Below are 16588 nucleotides of genomic sequence, written 5' to 3'. Positions count from 1 at the left end.
GATTATGGCGAAAGCTTCCACCAGCGGCGCTTCGCGCGTGCGCAAAAAGGTCAAGAAGAACGTCTCGGACGGCATCGCGCACGTTCACGCTTCGTTCAACAACACCATCATCACCATCACCGACCGTCAGGGCAACGCGCTGTCGTGGGCCACGTCGGGCGGTGCTGGCTTCAAGGGTTCGCGCAAGTCGACCCCGTTCGCTGCGCAGGTCGCCGCTGAAACGGCCGGCCGCGTCGCGCTGGAGTACGGCATCAAGACGCTGGAAGTGCGTATCAAGGGCCCCGGCCCCGGCCGCGAATCGTCGGTCCGCGCTCTGAACGCGCTGGGCATCAAGATTTCGAGCATCGCCGACATCACGCCCGTTCCGCACAACGGCTGCCGTCCGCCGAAGCGTCGTCGTATCTAAAGGGAATCCACATGGCACGTTATACTGGACCCAAATGCAAGCTCTCGCGCCGCGAGGGTACTGACCTGTTCCTGAAGAGCGCCCGTCGCTCGCTGGATTCCAAGTGCAAGCTGGATTCCAAGCCTGGCCAACACGGCCGCACTTCGGGCGCCCGCACTTCCGACTACGGCCTGCAGCTGCGCGAAAAGCAAAAGCTCAAGCGCATGTACGGCGTGCTGGAAAAGCAATTCCGCAAGTACTTCGCCGAAGCCGAGCGTCGTCGCGGCAACACCGGCGAAACGCTGATCCAGCTGCTCGAATCGCGCCTGGACAACGTCGTCTACCGCATGGGCTTCGGCTCGACCCGCGCCGAAGCTCGCCAGCTGGTGAGCCACCGCGCGATCGAACTGAACGGCCACACCGCCGACATCGCCTCGATGCTGGTCAAGGCCGGTGACGTCGTCTCGGTCCGCGAAAAGGCCAAGAAGCAAGGCCGCATCAAGGAATCGCTCGACCTGGCCGCCAGCATCGGCATGCCCCAGTGGGTCGAAGTCGACGCCAACAAGATGACCGGCACGTTCAAGTCGGCTCCCGATCGCGCTGACGTCGCTCGCGACATCAACGAATCGATGGTCGTCGAACTGTACTCGCGTTAATCAGGCCTGCCGGCGCTACCTTCGCAATGCGCCGGCGAACTGGTCCCGCGACCCGTTTGCAAGTCCCGCAGCAGCCCGCTTTCCGCTTTTCGGCGGAGCGGGCTTTGCGGTAAGTATCGGCCCGCGCTTCGCGCCGGCCCTGTTTCACGTTTCACCCTGTCCATCAGCCTTATCGGTGTAACGAGCCGAGGGTATTGAAAAGGAACACAGTAAATGTCCACTCAAGGTTTCCTGAAGCCGCGCTCCATTGAAGTCGAACCGGTCGGCACGCACCATGCCAAGATCGTGATGGAGCCGTTCGAGCGTGGCTACGGTCACACGCTGGGCAACGCCCTGCGCCGCATCCTGCTGTCTTCGATGACCGGCTACGCGCCGACCGAAGTGCAGATGACCGGCGTGGTGCACGAATATTCGACCATCCCGGGCGTTCGCGAAGACGTCGTCGACATCCTGCTGAACCTGAAGGGTGTGGTCTTCAAGCTGCACAACCGTGACGAAGTCACCCTGGTCCTGCGCAAGACCGGCGCCGGCACCGTGCTGGCCAGCGACATCGAGCTGCCGCACGACGTCGAGATCATCAACCCCGGCCACGCCATCTGCAACCTGACCGACGCCGGCAAGCTGGAAATGCAGATCAAGGTCGAAAAGGGCCGCGGCTACGTGCCGGGCAACGTGCGCGCGCTGTCGGAAGACCGCACCCACACCATCGGCCGCATCGTGCTGGACGCCTCGTTCAGCCCGGTCCGCCGCGTCAGCTACGCGGTCGAAAGCGCCCGTGTGGAACAGCGCACCGACCTGGACAAGCTGGTCCTGGACATCGAAACCAACGGCGTGATCTCGCCCGAGGAAGCGGTGCGCCAGTCGGCCCGCATCCTGATGGACCAGATCTCGGTCTTCGCCGCCCTGGAAGGCGCCGGCGACTCGTACGAAGCCCCGGTCCGCGGCACGCCGCAGATCGACCCGGTGCTGCTGCGCCCGGTCGACGACCTGGAGCTGACGGTGCGTTCGGCCAACTGCCTGAAGGCCGAAAACATCTACTACATCGGCGACCTGATCCAGCGCACCGAGAACGAGCTGCTCAAGACCCCGAACCTGGGCCGCAAGTCGCTCAACGAAATCAAGGAAGTGCTGGCCGCACGCGGCCTGACGCTGGGCATGAAGCTCGAAAACTGGCCCCCGCTGGGCCTGGAGCGCCCCTAAGTCCTGAAAGGGAGTCCGCCCTCGCAAGGGGCGGCCCCTGCAGGCGGGCCGGGGAAATCCCGGCCGGTTTGCGAAACCGTCGTAAAATGCACCGTTTTCTACCGGACCGCAGCCTGATCGCAGGTTGATAGAAGAGCCGGCAACCCGATGGCGGAAACGCCGTCTTTAGATTCAAAGGAAACTTATCATGCGTCACGGTAATGGCTTGCGTAAGCTCAACCGCACCAGCAGTCACCGTCTTGCCATGTTCCGCAACATGGCCGTTTCGTTGATCACCCACGAAGCCATCAAGACCACGCTGCCGAAGGCGAAAGAATTGCGCCGCGTCATCGAACCCCTGATCACGCTGGGTAAAGAACCCACCCTCGCGAACAAGCGTCTGGCTTTCGCCCGTCTGCGCGACCGCGATGCCGTGGTGAAGCTGTTCGCCGAAATCGGCCCGCGCTACGCGGCCCGCAACGGCGGCTACACCCGCGTGCTGAAGATGGGCTTCCGTCAAGGCGACAACGCTCCCATGGCTTTCATGGAGCTGGTCGACCGTCCGGAAGTCGATGAAGCCGCTGAGGACAGCGCCGAGTAAATCCGGCTGCTCGATAAGCGACAAGGGCGGGTCTTCGGACCCGCCCTTGTTTTTTGCGCGCCGCCTCAGGGGGCGTGCAGTTCGGCGCGCAGCTGCTCGGCGGTCGCGGCCAGCGCGTCCGGCGCGGCCTGCGGCGGCATCCGAAAGGTCAGGTCCTGCTGCTCGATGTACTGCGTGGACGTGACGTCCTGCGGATGGTGCATCGGGATGACGTGCGCGTGCGCATGCGCGACGTGGATGCCGGTGAAGGCGAAGCCCACGCGGTCCACGCCGTACAGGCGCTTCATGTGGCGGCCGAGCTTCTGCCCCAGGTTGAGGATGTTGCCCGCCAGGTCGGCCGGCATGTCCTCGTAATAGGGGTAATGCTGCTTGGGGATGATGAGCGTGTGCCCGGGGCGCACCGGCTGGATGTCGAGAAAGGCCAGCACACGGTCGTCTTCGTGCACGATGTGGGCGGGGATCTCGCGGCGGGCGATGCGGCAGAACAGACAGTTGTCGGACATGCGTGCCTCGGTGGTAGCGGGTTGCATGGCGGCGCGGCGGCCGTGGGTAGCCGGGCGTTGGCCGCAATACCGATAAAATACCCTGAGTTACGCCCCATACGGGCTTTCCAAGGAGACATCATGTTGCGCGATGACGACGTTGTGCTGGTCATCAGCAATGCGCCCGACCTGCTCCTGGCCAAGCGGATCGCGCACGTCCTGGTCGAAGACGGCCTGGCCGCCTGCGTGAACCTTGGCGCGCCGGGCCTGTCCATCTACATGTGGAACGGAGAAGTCGAAGGGGCTGAAGAGATCCCCATCCACATCAAGACCACCTATGCGCGCCACCAGGCCGTTGTGCAGGCCCTGGCGCAGATGCATCCGTACGACGTGCCCGAAATCATCGTGCTGCCGGTCATCGGCGGCGCCGCGCCTTATCTGGACTGGGTGCGCGAGCAGACGGCCGTCACGCCGAACAAGAGAGACTGATGTTGCAACATGCCGGTATGGTCGGCGCGCCCCGGCGCGACTTTCGCGCGGTCCGCGCTTTCTTCGGGCGCTGCCTCGCCCTGTTGGCGGCGGCGCTGCTGTTGCTGGGCTGGCAGGCCGCGGCGCGCGCCGAGGCCGAGTTCCTGGACCCTGAAAAAGCCTTCGTGTTCAGCGCCGCCATGGCCGCGCCCGACACGCTGGAGATGCGCTACCGGGTCGCGCCCGGCTACTACATGTACCGCGAGCGCTTCGGCATCACCATCAGCCCCATCGGCGCGGCCACCCTGGGCGAGGCCGTCTATCCGAAGGGCGAGGTCAAGTACGACCCGACCTTCGAGAAGGACATGGAGGTCTTCCATGAAGACGTGGTCATCCGCGTGCCCATCGCGGCCGGCGGGCAGCCGTTCACGCTGACCCTGACCGGCCAGGGCTGCGCCGACGCGGGCCTGTGCTATCCGCCCATGGACAGCAGCGTCAAGCTCACGCCGGTGGCCGGCGGCTATGCGCTGGCCGGGCCGGCGGGCGCGCCGGCCGCCGCTTCGTCCGCGGCGTCGGGCGGCCTGGGCGCGCTGGTCAACGCCGGCGATACCGGGCTGGCCGACGCGCTGGGCGGCCTGGGCTGGGCCAAGACCGCGGGCGTGTTCCTGGTGCTGGGCCTGCTGCTGGCGTTCACGCCCTGCGTGCTGCCCATGATTCCCATCCTGTCCTCCATCGTGGTGGGCGGCTCGGCCCAGGCCAGGCCCAGCCGCAAGCGCGGGCTGGCGCTGGCGGCCACCTACGTGCTGGGCATGTCGGTCGTGTACACCGCGCTGGGCGTGGCGGCGGGCCTGAGCGGCGCGGGCCTGGCGGCCTGGCTGCAGACCCCGTGGATACTGAGCCTCTTCGCGATCCTGCTGGCGGTGCTGGCGCTGGCCATGTTCGACGCGTTCACCTTCCAGATGCCTTCGGGCATCCAGGCGCGGCTGTCCGAGCGCGCCTCGCGCATTCCCGGCGGCCGCTACACCGGCGCACTGCTGATGGGCGCCTTGTCGGCGCTCATCGTCGGGCCCTGCGTGGCCGCGCCGCTGGCCGGCGCGCTGCTGTACATCTCGCAGACCGGCGACGTGGTGCTGGGCGGATCGGCGCTGTTCGCGATGGCCTGGGGCATGGGCGTGCCGCTGCTGATCGTGGGCGCGTCCTCGGGCGCGCTGCTGCCCAAGGCCGGTCCGTGGATGGACGGCGTGAAACGGCTGTTCGGCATGCTGTTGCTGGCGACCGCGTGGTGGATGCTGATCCCGGTGGTGCCCACCTGGGTGCAGATGACGGGCTGGGCCTTCCTGGCGGCGGTTTCCGCCGTGATGCTGCGCGCCTTCGACGCCCTGCCCGCGGGCGCGGGCGCGGCGCGCATGTTCGGCAAGGGCGTGGGCCTGCTGCTGGCGCTGGCCGCGGCCGCGTGGCTGGTGGGCGCGGCCAGCGGCGGGCGCGACGTGCTGCAGCCGCTGTCGCACCTGGCGGCGCGCGCCGACGGGGCCGTCGCCACGGCGAACGCCGGCGGCGAAGTGCGCTTCACCCGCGTGCGCAACAACGCCGAACTGGATGCCGTGCTGGCGCAGAGCCGCCAGCCGGTCATGCTGGATTTCTACGCGGACTGGTGCGTGTCCTGCCGCGAAATGGAGCGCTTCACCTTCACCGATCCGGGCGTCGCGCAGCGCATGGCCGGCATGGTGCTGGTGCAGGCCGACGTCACGGCCAACAACGCCGACGACCGTGCCTTGCTCAAGCGCTTCCGCCTGTTCGGCCCGCCCGGCATCATGTTCTTCGAGCCCGGCGGCAAGGAGCTGCCCGAGGCCCGTGTCGTGGGCTTCCAGGACGCCAGGCGCTTCACCGAATCGCTGGACAAGGTGCTGATGCGCTAAGCGCCTAGCCCAGGCGCGAGGCGCGCGCGTCGCGGTTCTGCCAGCCCAGTTCGGCCGAGATGGCGTCGGCGCACTGCCTGATCTCGGCCACCAGCGGGCTGCTCCAGCGCGCGTCGAACACCCCGGCCGCGCCGATCGCGGTGATGACGAGCACCACGTTGCCGTTGGAATCGAACACCGGCGCGCTCAGCCCGTTGATGCCGGGTATCGGGTCGCCGACCGCGCGCGCCACGCCGCGCTGGCGCACTTCTTTCAAGGTCTGCTCGAACTTCTCGCTCCTGGCCCGCGACGGCACCGCGCCCAGGCGCAGGAAGTCCTCGTGCAGCAGGCTTTCTATCTTCTTGGGCGGCAGCAGCGCCGCGAACACCTTGCCGGTGGCGGTGTTGGTCAGCGACATCACGGTGCCGGTGCGCATGTTGACGTGGATCGGGTAGTTGGACTCGTGCAGGTGCACGATCACCGGACCCAGGTTGCCCAGCACCGCGATGGCGATGGTCTGGCCGGTTTTTTCGGCGAGCTCGCGCGTCATGGGCACGGCGATCTTGATGGGATCGAGCCGGTGCAGCGCGGCCAGCCCGAGCTGCAGCGCCAGCGGGCCCAGCTCGTATTCGCCGGTGCTGGCGTCCTGCCGGACCAGACCCAGGTTGCCGTAGCTCACCAGGTAGGCGTGGGCGTTGGCGCCCGACATCCCTGCGGCCTTGGCCAGGGCGCCCAGCGGCAGCGAGGACGAGTGCTCCAGCAGCGCAAGCAGCAGCTTGCCGCCGACTTCGATGGATTGGATGCCGCGCCTGCGCGGCGATTTGACGGAGGGTTGGGCGGCGCTGCGCGCGCCGGCGGTGGTGTGGGCAGTCATTTTTCTTTATCGAACGTGATCGCCTATGTTAGTACTTTCGCAACTAGCGAATCCTATTGACAGTATCAAATCACTTATCTACAGTCGCTACAAGAACAAAGCCATCCCGGCCCCGAGGGCGGGACAAGGCCACCCAGTGGGTATGGAGACAACGTGGAAGATACTCGTCAATACGACTGCGACGTGCTGGTCGTCGGGTCGGGCGCGTCCGGTATGTCGGCGGCGATCACCGCGGCCACGGCGGGCCTGAAGGTCCTTATCGTTGAAAAAGAGCCGCGCTTCGGCGGCTCCACCGCGCGTTCGGGCGGCTGGCTCTGGATTCCGGGCACGTCCCTGGCCAAGGCGCAGGGCATGCACGAAACCCCCGACGAAGCGCGCGCCTACCTGCGCCACGAGGCCGGCGACAGCTACAACGCCGAGCGCGTGGACGCATTCCTGGAGCACGGGCCGCGGGCCGTGGACTTCTTCACCTCGCAGACCGAGGTGCAGTTCGACATGCCGCTGGTGTTTCCCGACTATCACGCCGAAGCGCCGGGCGGCAAACAGGGCGGCCGCTCGATGGTGGCGCGGCCCTACGACGGCCGCAGGCTCGGCGCCCACGTCCGCGACCTGGCGCCGGCGCTGCCCGAGCTGACCGTGTTCGGCATGATGCTGGGTTCGGGCAAGGAGATCGTGCACTTCATGCGCGCGACGCGCTCGCCGGCCTCGGCCTGGTACGTGGCCAGGCGCCTGTCCAGGCATTTCCTGGACGTGGCCAAACATGGGCGCGGCATGACGCTGACCAACGGCAACGCGCTCGCGGGCCGGCTGGCCGCCAGCGCGTTCAAGCTGGGCATTGCGCTGTGGCTGCGCGCCCCGGCCCGCTCGCTCATCATCGAAGACGGGGCCGTGCGCGGCGCGGTGGTGCAGCGCGACGGCGCCACGGTGCAGGTGCGCGCCGCGCGCGCGGTGGTGCTGGCCGCCGGCGGCTTTCCGTACGACATCGAGCGGCGCAAGCGGCTGTACGCGCATGCGCCCACGGGCACGGAGCATTATTCGCCGTCGCCCGCCGGCAATACCGGCGACGGCTTGCGCCTGGCCGAGAGCGCCGGCGCCTGCGTCAACACGGCGCTGCCCAACGCCGCCGCCTGGGTGCCGGTGTCCGTGGTTACGCGCAAGGACGGCAGCCCCGGCTACATGCCGCATTTCATCGACCGCGCCAAGCCGGGCGTCATCGCCGTGACGCGCCAGGGCAGGCGCTTCGTCAACGAGGGCAGCTCGTACCATGACTTCGTGCAGCAGATGGTGCGCGCCTGCCAGGGACAGGACGAGATCTGCGCCTGGCTGATCTGCGACCACCGGACGCTGCGCAAGTACGGCCTGGGCAGCGTCGCGCCGTTTCCGCTGCCCATCAAGCGCTATCTGGAGACCGGCTACCTGACGCGGGCCGCGACGGTGGCCGAACTGGCGCAGAAGACCGGCATCGACGCCGGCAGCCTGCGCCAGACGGTCGAGGCCTTCAACCGCGAGGCCGCGCTGGGGCGCGATCCCGAATTCGGCAAGGGCAGCATGGCCTACAACCGCTACCAGGGCGATGCGCTGCACGGCCCCAATCCCTGCGTGGCGCCGCTAGTGAAAGCGCCGTTCTACGCGATCAAGGTCATGATCGGCGACATCGGAACCTTCGCCGGCCTGAAGGTCGACGGCGAGGGCCGCGCGCTGAACGCGCAGGGCGAGGTCATCGCCGGCCTGTACGCGGTGGGCAACGACGCGTGCAGCATCATGGGCGGCAATTATCCCGGCGCGGGCATCACGCTGGGGCCGGCCCTGACCTTCGGCTACATCGCCGGACAGAGCATCGCCGCCGCCGCCAAGGCCGCGGCGGCCACACCTGCGCAGGCCACGGCATGAGCGCGGCGCGGCAAGGCGGTTCGGCGAGCGCCGCGCCAGCAGGCCTGCTGCAAGGCAGGCTCGCGCTGGTCACCGGAGCGGGGCAGGGCAACGGACGCGCATTGGCGCTGGGCCTGGCGGCCGCGGGCGCGCGCGTGGTGGCGACCGACCTGCGGGCCGACAGCGCCGCGCAGACGGCCGAGGACATCGCCGCCGCCGGCGGCCAGGCCTGGAGCCATGCGCTGGACGTGACGGACCTGGAAGCCTGCGCGGCCGTTGCGGCGCGGGTCCGGCGCGAAGCGGGCCCGATCGACGTGCTGGTCAACAACGCCGGCATCCTGATCCGCGAGGGCATGGACAGCCCGCGCGCGGCCGAGAACTGGCGGCGCGTGCTGGACGTGAACCTGAACGGCAGCTTCAACATGATCCACGCCTTCCTGGAAGCGCTGCGCGCGACCCGCGGCGTCATCATCAATGTCGGCTCGATCGCGTCGTTCGCCGGCGTGGGCGCGACGCTGGGGTACTCGCCGTCCAAGGGCGGCGTGAAGATGATGACGCAGGCGATGGCGCGCGATCTCGCGCCCGACGGCATCCGCGTCAACGCCATCGCGCCCGGCGTCATCGAGACGCCGATGACGCAGTACACGCGTGACGATCCCGCCCGCCTGGCCGGCTTCATGCAGCGCATACCGCTGGGACGGCTGGGCCAGCCCGAGGACCTGGTCGGTCCCGTCGTGTTCCTGGCCTCGCCGATGGCGCAGTACGTGACGGGCGTGTCCCTGCCGGTGGACGGAGGCTATCTGGCGGTATAGCGGGGACGGGAACAAGCATCATCGAAGTGCGGCACATCCGAAAAAAACACAGGAGACAACGATGAAGGCAACAGGCATTTTCTCCACCTTGTCCAAGGCGGCCATGATGTGCGCGCTGGCCATCGGCGCGCAGGCCCAGGCCCAGGACATCAAGATCGGCTTCAACGGCGACCTGTCGGCCTCGCCCTCGGCGCAGAGCGGGCAGGCCGCGGTGCTGGGGCTGCGCACCGCCATCGACGACATCAACGCGGCCGGCGGCCTGCTGGGGCGCAAGGTGGTGCTGGTGGTGCGCGACGACCTGTCGCAGCCGCCCAAGTCGATTCAGAACATGACCGACCTGATCGACAACGAGAAAGTGGCGGCGATCGTCGGCCCCACCAACTCGGGCAATGCGCTGGCCTGGAAGCACATTCCGAACCAGAAGAAGATTCCGGTCATGGGCGCCATCGGGTCGGGCACCGACATCACCAAGCCGGTGCGCGCGGGCGCCGACAACTACATGTTCCGCGTCGGCATGGTGGACCGGGAGCAGGTCGAGGGCGTGATCGGCTACCTGAAGAAGAATCCCAAGGTCAAGAACGTGGGCTTCATGATCGAGACCACCGGCTATGGCCAGAGCGCGCTCAAGGACCTGGAGGCGGTCGGCGCGGCGCAGGGCATCAAGGCCGCGGCGGTGGAGAAGTTCGGCGTGGCCGACACCGACATGACTTCGCAGCTCAACAAGCTCAAGGCCGCGGGCGTGGACACCGTGGTGATCTGGGCGCAGAGCACGCCGATCGCGCACGTGTTCCGCAGCATGGAGAAGATCAACTGGTTCCCGCTGACGCTGACGTCCTGGGCGGCCGACAACATCGCGTTCTACGACACGGCCGGCAAGACGCTGTCGGAAAAGCCCTTCTTCCTGCGCACCATCACCGACAACCGCACGCCCGCGCAGCAGAAGCTGTATGACCGGGTTTCGGCCAAGATGACTTCGCCCACCGCCTTCGGCTTCCTGGCGCATGCCTACGACGGCATGAACCTGCTCGCCATGGCGATCAAGCAGGCCGGCACGACCGACGGCGACAAGGTGCGCCTGGCGCTGGAGAACCTGCAGGGCACTTACGAGGGCGCCATGAAGACCTACGAGAAGCCGTTCTCGGCCACCGTGCACGACGCGCTGCTGGTGGGCGACTACAAGTGGGCGCACTGGCAGGACGGCAAGCTGGTGCCGTATGCCGACGACGTGACGGCGATGGCCGCGAAGTAGCTGCGAGGCCCTCATGTTGGCGACATTGCTGCAGGCGCTCGTCAGCGGGCTGGCCGTGGGAGGCGCGTATGCGCTGGTGGCGCTGGGTTTCAGCATCACCTACACCACGACCCGCACGCTGAATTTCGGGCATGGAGAGTTCGTGTCGGTGGGCGCGTTCGTGGGCGTGGGCGCGCTGTTCCTGCTGGCCGGCAAGCCGGTCACCACGGCGGCGTTCACCGGACTGGACCTGAGCGGCTGGCAGTACCTGCTGGCGGGGCTGGCCGCGGTGGCGGCGATGGGGCTGCTGGGCATGCTGCTGTACGTGTTCGGCGTCAAGCCGTTCGCCGCGCGCCCGGGAATGGCCTGGGTCATGAGCACGCTGGGCTTCGGCATCCTGCTGCAGAGCGCGGCCTTCGCGGTCTGGGGGCCGGCGCCGGTCACCGTGCCCGCGCCGTTCGGCGACGAGGTGATCCGCGTGTTCGGCGCAGGCGTGCGCAGCCAGGAACTGCTGCTGCTGGCGGTGGCCGTCACCGTCATGCTGCTGTTCGACCGCGTCATGAACCGCACCGTGCTGGGCAAGGCGATGCGGGCGGTGGCGGCGAACCCGGCGGTGGCCAACCTGATGGGCATCAACGTCAACGCGATCATGACCGGCGCCTTCTTCGCCAGTTCGGCGCTGGCCGGGCTGGCGGGTTTCCTGGTCGCGCCCATCACGTCGGCGTCGATCTTCATGGGCCTGGCCATCGGCCTGAAGGGTTTTTCCGGCGCCATGATAGGGGGGCTGTCCAACCCGCGCGGCTGCGTGCTGGGCGGTTTCGTGCTGGGCATCCTGGAGTCGTACGTGAACCTGTGGCAGTCGCAGTGGCGCGAGGTCGCGGTGTTCGCGCTGGTGATCCTGGTGCTCGCGGTCAGGCCCACCGGCCTGTTCGGCAAGCGGCTGGTGGAGAAGGTATGAAGCGGCACGGCCAAACCCTGATCGCGGTGGCGCTGGCGGCGGCGCTGGCGGCGTTCGCCGCGCTGGTGGACAACGATTACTACCTGCGCATCGTCTTCATGGCCTGCGTGTACTACCTGTGCGCGGCCGGCGTGAACGTGCTGGTGGGCTATGCCGGCCAGAAGTCACTGGGCCAGGCGGGCCTGTTCGCCGCGGGCGCCTACACGGCCGCGCTGCTGACCTCGCGCTGGCAGCTCGATCCGTGGCTGGCGCTGGCGGTCGCGCCCGTGGTGGCCGGCGTCTTCGGCGTGCTGATCGCGCTGCCGTCGCTGCGCGTGAAAGGCCCATACCTGGCCATGGTGACGCTGGCGTTCGGCATCGTGGTGGAGAAGATCGTCACCGAGTGGGTCGACGTGTTCGGCGGGCCGTCGGGCCTGTTCGGCATCATGCCGCTGACCTGGGGCGGCGAGGCGTTCACCAACCAGCAATGGGTGTGGTTCGCGCTGGCGCTGTGCGTGGTTACGCAGCTGCTGCTGCGCAACGTGCTGGACGGACGCTTCGGGCGCGCGCTGCTTTCGGTGCAGGCCGACGAGATCGCCTCGTCCTCGGTCGGGGTCAGGGTGTACCGCGCCAAGGTCATCGCCTTCGTGGTGGCGGCCGTGACCTGCGGCATCGCGGGGGCGCTGGTGGCCCAGCAGAACCAGTACATCAATTCCGACTTCATCACCTTCAACCTGTCCATCTTCATCCTGCTGCTGGTGCTGTTCGGCGGCGCCGGCTCGAAGGCCGGGCCGGCGGTCGGCGCGATCGCGCTGACCGTGATCGACGCGCTGCTGGCGCGCTGGCCGTCGGTGCAGCATTTCTTCTACGGCGCGCTGCTGCTGTTCGCGCTGTACTTCATGCCCGGCGGCGTCATGGGGCTGTTCGCGCCGCGCGCGCGGCGCGTGGCGGACGCGCAGCCGCGGCAGGAGGGAGAGCCGGCGCCCGCGCAGCGCACGCCCGCCGGGGGCCAGGACGAGCTGCTGCTGGTGGTCGAGAACCTGTGCAAGGCCTATGGCGGCGTGAAGCCGGCGCAGGATATTTCCTTCTGCCTGCGCCGCGGCCACGTGCATGCGCTGATCGGCCCCAACGGCGCGGGCAAGAGCACCCTCATCAACATGCTCAGCGGCGTGGTGCAGCCCGACGCGGGCGTGGTGCGCTTTCGCGGCGCCGACATCGCCGGCGAGCGCCCGCACGCCATCTGCGCGCTGGGCATCGGCCGCAGCTTCCAGAACCTGCGCCTGTTCGGCGAACTGTCGGTGCTGGACAACGTGCTGCTGGGCCGCCACAGCCGCATGAAGAACGGTTTCTGGGCGTCGCTGCTGGGCCTGCCCGGGGCGCGCGCCGAAGAGCGCCGCGCGCGCGAGCACGCCGGGCGGCTGGTGCGCATGGTGGGCCTGGCGCATCTGGCCGACACGCCCGCGGGCAGCCTGCCTTACGGCCTGCAGCGGCGCGTGGAGCTGGCGCGCGCGCTGGCCACCGAGCCGGCGCTGCTGCTGCTGGACGAACCGGCCGCGGGCCTGAATCCCCAGGAGACGGCGGAACTGGGCGAACTGCTGCTGCGCGTCGGCGCCTCCTGCGGCATCACCCTGCTGATGGTCGAGCACCACATGGACCTGGTGATGGCGATATCGGACCACGTGATCGTGCTGGACTACGGCATCAAGATCGCCGAAGGCGTGCCGGCGCAGGTGCAGGCCGACAAGCGCGTGATCGAGGCTTACCTCGGGACCGGCATGGCCTGAGCCCGGACTCACATTCATCGACAGGCCGCAAGACGATGCTGAAACTAGAATCCGTGCAGATTTCGTATGGCGCCATCCAGGCCGTGCGCGACGTATCGCTGGAGATACGCGCCGGCGAGATCGTGACCATCATCGGCGCCAACGGCGCGGGCAAGAGCACGCTGCTCAAGGGCGTGGCCGGGCTGGAGCCGCTGCAGGGCGGCCGGGTCACGTTCGACGGGCGCGACATCACGCCGGTGCCGGCGCATCGGCGCGTCGGCCTGGGCCTGGCGCTGTCGCCGGAAGGGCGGGGCGTGTTCGCCGACCAGACGGTCTACGACAACCTGGCGCTGGGCGCCTACCTGCGGCGCCGCGATCCGGCCGCGGTGGCCGAGGGCGTGGAGCGCGGCTACCGGCTGTTCCCGCGCCTGCGCGAACGCCGCGACCAGCTCGCCGGCACGCTGTCCGGCGGCGAGCAGCAGATGCTGGCGATGGCGCGCGCGCTGATGAGCGCGCCCCGCCTGCTGTGCCTGGACGAACCCTCGCTGGGGCTGGCGCCGCTGATCGTGCAGGACATCTTCGCCGCCATCCGCAAGCTGCGCGACGACGGCCTGACCATCGTGCTGGTCGAACAGATGGCCAACCAGGCGCTGGGCGTGGCCGACCGCGCCTATGTGCTGGAGACCGGGCGCATCACGTTGAGCGGCAGCGGCGCCGAGCTGCTGCGCGACCCCGGCGTGCGCGCGGCCTATCTCGGCGCGCATTGAGTCCGCGCGCCGGGCGCGATACCATGTCCGCTGCGCCGCGTGGGCGGCGCCCTCATCCCCTTCAGGCCGGCGCCGTGACGTCCCCTACAGTTGATGCAAGCCAGGACCGCACCGGTCTTATCTATCTTCAATTGATGTTCGTCATGGCCACGTGGGGCCTGAACATCGTCTCCATCAAATACCTGACGCAGCACATGGACGTGCAGGCGCTGGCGGCCGTGCGCATCGTGATCGCCTTCGCCGCCGTCACCTTCATCATCACGGCGCGCCGCGGCCGCATTCCCAGGCTGGGCCGCGCCGAACTGGTCTGGGTCGCGCTGGCCGGATTCCTGGTGGTGTACGCGCACCAGGTGGCGCTGGTCTCGGGGCTGCGCCTGTCCTCGGCGGCCAACGGCACGCTCATCATGGCCACCAGCCCGCTGCTGTCGGCGCTGCTGGCCGCGCTGTTCTACCGCGAGCGGCTGACGCCGTCGCGCATCGCCGGCGCGCTGCTGGGGCTGCTGGGCGTGGGCATGGTGGTGGCCGGCAGCGGCGGGCGCTTCGGGCTGACCGGCTGGGGCGACGCCATCGTGTTCGTGGCGGTGCTGGTCTTCGTCTGCGGCGGGCTGGTGATCCAGCGCATGTCGCGCATGATGGACCCGCTGGGCATGCTCTGGTACATGTACCTCGCCGGCGGCCTCATGCTGGTCGCGCATGCGCTGCTGACGCCGGCCTCCTATGACGCGGGGATGTGGCTGATGTCGTGGTGGCCGTGGGTGGTGCTGCTGTACTCGGCGGTCATCGCCTCGGGGGTCAGCAACATCGTGTGGAACGCCGGCATCGCGCGGCTGGGCATCAGCCGCGCGGCGCTGTTCGTGAACTGGCTGCCGATCTTCGGGCTGCTGTTCGCGGCGCTGTTCCTGGACGAGGCCGTCACGCCCACGCACGTGGCCGGGCTGGCCTGCGTGCTGGGCGGAACCTGGCTGGGCCTGCGGCGCGTCAGCGCGCGTTCTTGAGCAGGCGCGCGGCTTCGATCGCGAAGTAGGTGAGGATGCCGTCGGCGCCGGCGCGCTTGAACGCCAGCAGCGCTTCCATCATGACCTTGTCGTGGTCGAGCCAGCCGTTGGCCGAGGCGGCCTTGATCATGGCGTATTCGCCGCTGACCTGATAGGCGAAGGTCGGCACCCGGAAGGCGTCCTTCACGCGGCGCAGCACGTCCAGGTAGGGCATGCCGGGCTTGACCATGACCATGTCGGCGCCTTCCTGCAGGTCGGCGGCCACTTCGCGCAGCGCTTCGTCCAGGTTGCCCGGGTCCATCTGGTAGGCCATTTTGTTGGACTTGCCCAGGTTGCTGGCCGAGCCCACCGCGTCGCGGAACGGGCCGTAGAAGGCGCTGGCGTACTTGGCCGAGTAGGCCATGATCTGCGTGTGGATGTGGCCGTTGGCTTCGAGCGCGCGGCGCACGGCGCCGATGCGGCCGTCCATCATGTCGCTGGGGGCGACCATGTCGACGCCGGCGTCGGCCTGGGCCAGCGCCTGCTTGACCAGGATCTCGACGGTAGGCTCGTTCAGCACGTAGCCGTTTTCGTCGATGACCCCGTCCTGGCCGTGGCTGGTGTACGGGTCCAGCGCCACGTCGCACAGCACGCCCAGCTCGGGGAAGCGGCGCTTGAGCTCGCGCACCACGGTCGGGATCAGGCCGTCGGGATTGATGGCTTCGATGCCGTCGGGCGTCTTGAGCGAGGGCTCGATGGCGGGAAACAGCGCCAGCACGGGAATGCCCAGCGCCACGCATTCCTCGGCCACCGGCAGCAGCGTGTCCAGCGAATAGCGAACCACGCCGGGCAGCGAAGGCACCGCCTGCTGCAGGCCCGAGCCTTCGGCCACGAACACGGGATAGATCAGATCGTTGACCGTCAGCGCGTTCTCGCGGACCAGGCGGCGCGTGAAATCGTCGCGGCGCAGGCGGCGCGGACGGGAGACCGGGAATTCGGGGGAGATGATCTGCGGGTTCATGGTACGACCTTCGGTGAAATCCAGTTTTCGATGTGCGCGCCGGCCTCTTCCAGCCCGATGCGCTCGGGCGCCGAGAAGGGAACGGTGTGCAGGGCGCCGATATCGGCCAGATCCTTGCGCACCGCGAACACGGTGCGCATGCGCTGGCCGTAGGGCAGCTTGTCGGCCTTGGTCAGCAGCGCCAGCACCGGGCGGCCGGTGGGGGCGATGAAATTGGCCAGGCGCCGGTCCAGTTCGGTGACGCCGCGGCGGATGTCGATCAGCAGCACGATGCCGACCAGCGATTCGCGGTCGCGCAGATAGCCGCCCAGGATGTCCGCCCATTTTTCCTTTTCGTCGCGGGCCACCGACGCATAGCCGTAGCCGGGCAGGTCGACGAGAAAGCCGATCTGGCCTTCGGGGTCCAGCGGGTCGGGCAGGCCGAACATATTGATCAGGCGCGTGCGGCCCGGCGTCTTGCTGGAGAACGCGAGACGGCGCTGGTTGCACAGCACGTTGATGGCCGTGGACTTGCCGGCGTTGGAGCGGCCGACGAAGCAGACCTCGGGGGCGCCGGCGGCCGGCAGCTGGTCGAGGCGAGCCGCGGAAGTGAAGAAGGAGGCGCGATGTAGGAGGGACACGGATGGCTTCGGATGCGGTTGGTTTCAAGCCCTATTGTATAATCCGGCGTTTGCAAC

At 68.4% G+C, this 16588-nt stretch carries 17 protein-coding genes; 13 read left to right on the top strand and 4 right to left on the bottom strand.

Annotation, left to right across the window (positions count from 1 at the left end; all coding sequences use genetic code 11):
- Window positions 1-4: 4 nt before the first annotated feature.
- From rpsK to rplQ, 4 genes are all read left to right on the top strand, one after another.
- Window positions 5-406 carry a 30S ribosomal protein S11 gene (gene rpsK / locus A6B37_RS22490; RefSeq protein WP_006216516.1) on the top strand — a complete coding sequence of 134 codons (402 nt, stop codon included), beginning with the start codon at window positions 5-7 and terminating at the stop codon, window positions 404-406.
- A gap of 11 nt (window positions 407-417) precedes the next feature.
- Entirely contained in the window at window positions 418-1041 is a 624-nt protein-coding gene (rpsD, locus tag A6B37_RS22485) for a 30S ribosomal protein S4 (RefSeq protein ID WP_102775043.1), read from the top strand.
- 213 nt (window positions 1042-1254) lie between these two features.
- Window positions 1255-2241, top strand: coding sequence for a DNA-directed RNA polymerase subunit alpha (rpoA, locus tag A6B37_RS22480; RefSeq protein WP_006216514.1), 987 nt, complete (start codon window positions 1255-1257; stop codon window positions 2239-2241).
- 187 nt (window positions 2242-2428) lie between these two features.
- Window positions 2429-2821: a 50S ribosomal protein L17 gene (gene rplQ, locus A6B37_RS22475; protein WP_006389635.1), complete on the top strand. Its 393-nt coding sequence runs from the start codon at window positions 2429-2431 to the stop codon at window positions 2819-2821.
- A gap of 65 nt (window positions 2822-2886) precedes the next feature.
- Here rplQ and A6B37_RS22470 read toward each other — a convergent pair whose 3' ends face one another.
- Complete coding sequence (locus tag A6B37_RS22470) at window positions 2887-3324, bottom strand: HIT family protein (RefSeq protein WP_111826956.1); 438 nt, start codon at window positions 3322-3324, stop codon at window positions 2887-2889.
- Window positions 3325-3444: 120 nt separating this feature from the next.
- Here A6B37_RS22470 and cutA point away from each other — a divergent pair, with 120 nt between their 5' ends.
- Entirely contained in the window at window positions 3445-3792 is a 348-nt protein-coding gene (cutA, locus tag A6B37_RS22465; protein WP_102775045.1) for a divalent-cation tolerance protein CutA, read from the top strand.
- 17 nt (window positions 3793-3809) lie between these two features.
- The gene (gene dsbD, locus A6B37_RS22460; protein ID WP_168202300.1) at window positions 3810-5687 is read left to right on the top strand and encodes a protein-disulfide reductase DsbD; all 1878 of its coding nucleotides are present in this window, start codon (window positions 3810-3812) and stop codon (window positions 5685-5687) included.
- A 4-nt stretch (window positions 5688-5691) separates the two neighbouring features.
- On the opposite strand, the gene A6B37_RS22455 is transcribed toward dsbD, so the two are convergent.
- Window positions 5692-6540 carry an IclR family transcriptional regulator gene (locus A6B37_RS22455; RefSeq protein ID WP_102775047.1) on the bottom strand — a complete coding sequence of 283 codons (849 nt, stop codon included), beginning with the start codon at window positions 6538-6540 and terminating at the stop codon, window positions 5692-5694.
- A gap of 153 nt (window positions 6541-6693) precedes the next feature.
- On the opposite strand from A6B37_RS22455, the gene A6B37_RS22450 reads away from it, so the two are divergent.
- The 7 genes from A6B37_RS22450 (at window position 6694) to A6B37_RS22420 (ending at window position 14911) form a co-directional block, all read left to right on the top strand.
- Window positions 6694-8430 (top strand): FAD-dependent oxidoreductase, encoded by a 1737-nt coding sequence (locus A6B37_RS22450; protein ID WP_111826954.1) that lies wholly within the window; start codon window positions 6694-6696, stop codon window positions 8428-8430.
- On the top strand, window positions 8427-9221 hold the full coding sequence (locus A6B37_RS22445) for a glucose 1-dehydrogenase (protein ID WP_111826953.1): 795 nt from the start codon (window positions 8427-8429) through the stop codon (window positions 9219-9221). Before A6B37_RS22450 ends, A6B37_RS22445 begins: the two co-directional genes overlap by 4 nt.
- 61 nt (window positions 9222-9282) lie before the next feature.
- Window positions 9283-10470 (top strand): ABC transporter substrate-binding protein, encoded by a 1188-nt coding sequence (locus tag A6B37_RS22440; RefSeq protein WP_102775050.1) that lies wholly within the window; start codon window positions 9283-9285, stop codon window positions 10468-10470.
- Window positions 10471-10483: 13 nt separating this feature from the next.
- The gene (locus tag A6B37_RS22435) at window positions 10484-11407 is read left to right on the top strand and encodes a branched-chain amino acid ABC transporter permease (protein WP_111826952.1); all 924 of its coding nucleotides are present in this window, start codon (window positions 10484-10486) and stop codon (window positions 11405-11407) included.
- On the top strand, window positions 11404-13170 hold the full coding sequence (locus A6B37_RS22430) for a branched-chain amino acid ABC transporter ATP-binding protein/permease (protein ID WP_111826951.1): 1767 nt from the start codon (window positions 11404-11406) through the stop codon (window positions 13168-13170). The genes A6B37_RS22435 and A6B37_RS22430 overlap by 4 nt, the downstream gene beginning before the upstream one ends.
- Before the next feature lie 35 nt (window positions 13171-13205).
- Window positions 13206-13916, top strand: coding sequence for an ABC transporter ATP-binding protein (locus A6B37_RS22425; protein ID WP_111826950.1), 711 nt, complete (start codon window positions 13206-13208; stop codon window positions 13914-13916).
- A gap of 134 nt (window positions 13917-14050) precedes the next feature.
- Window positions 14051-14911, top strand: a complete 861-nt coding sequence (locus A6B37_RS22420; protein ID WP_111826986.1) for a DMT family transporter — start codon at window positions 14051-14053, stop codon at window positions 14909-14911.
- On the opposite strand, the gene hemB is transcribed toward A6B37_RS22420, so the two are convergent.
- A complete protein-coding gene (gene hemB, locus A6B37_RS22415) occupies window positions 14895-15911 on the bottom strand; it encodes a porphobilinogen synthase (RefSeq protein ID WP_102775052.1) in 1017 nt (338 codons plus the stop codon). The genes A6B37_RS22420 and hemB overlap by 17 nt on opposite strands.
- Window positions 15908-16531, bottom strand: coding sequence for a ribosome biogenesis GTP-binding protein YihA/YsxC (gene yihA / locus A6B37_RS22410; RefSeq protein ID WP_102775053.1), 624 nt, complete (start codon window positions 16529-16531; stop codon window positions 15908-15910). Before yihA ends, hemB begins: the two co-directional genes overlap by 4 nt.
- Between the last annotated feature and the right edge of the window lie 57 nt (window positions 16532-16588).

Source organism: Achromobacter sp. HZ01 (assembly GCF_003267925.1).
In the GTDB taxonomy this organism is placed as follows: domain Bacteria; phylum Pseudomonadota; class Gammaproteobacteria; order Burkholderiales; family Burkholderiaceae_B; genus Achromobacter; species Achromobacter pulmonis_A.
This window is presented reverse-complemented; position numbering and strand designations above follow the sequence as displayed.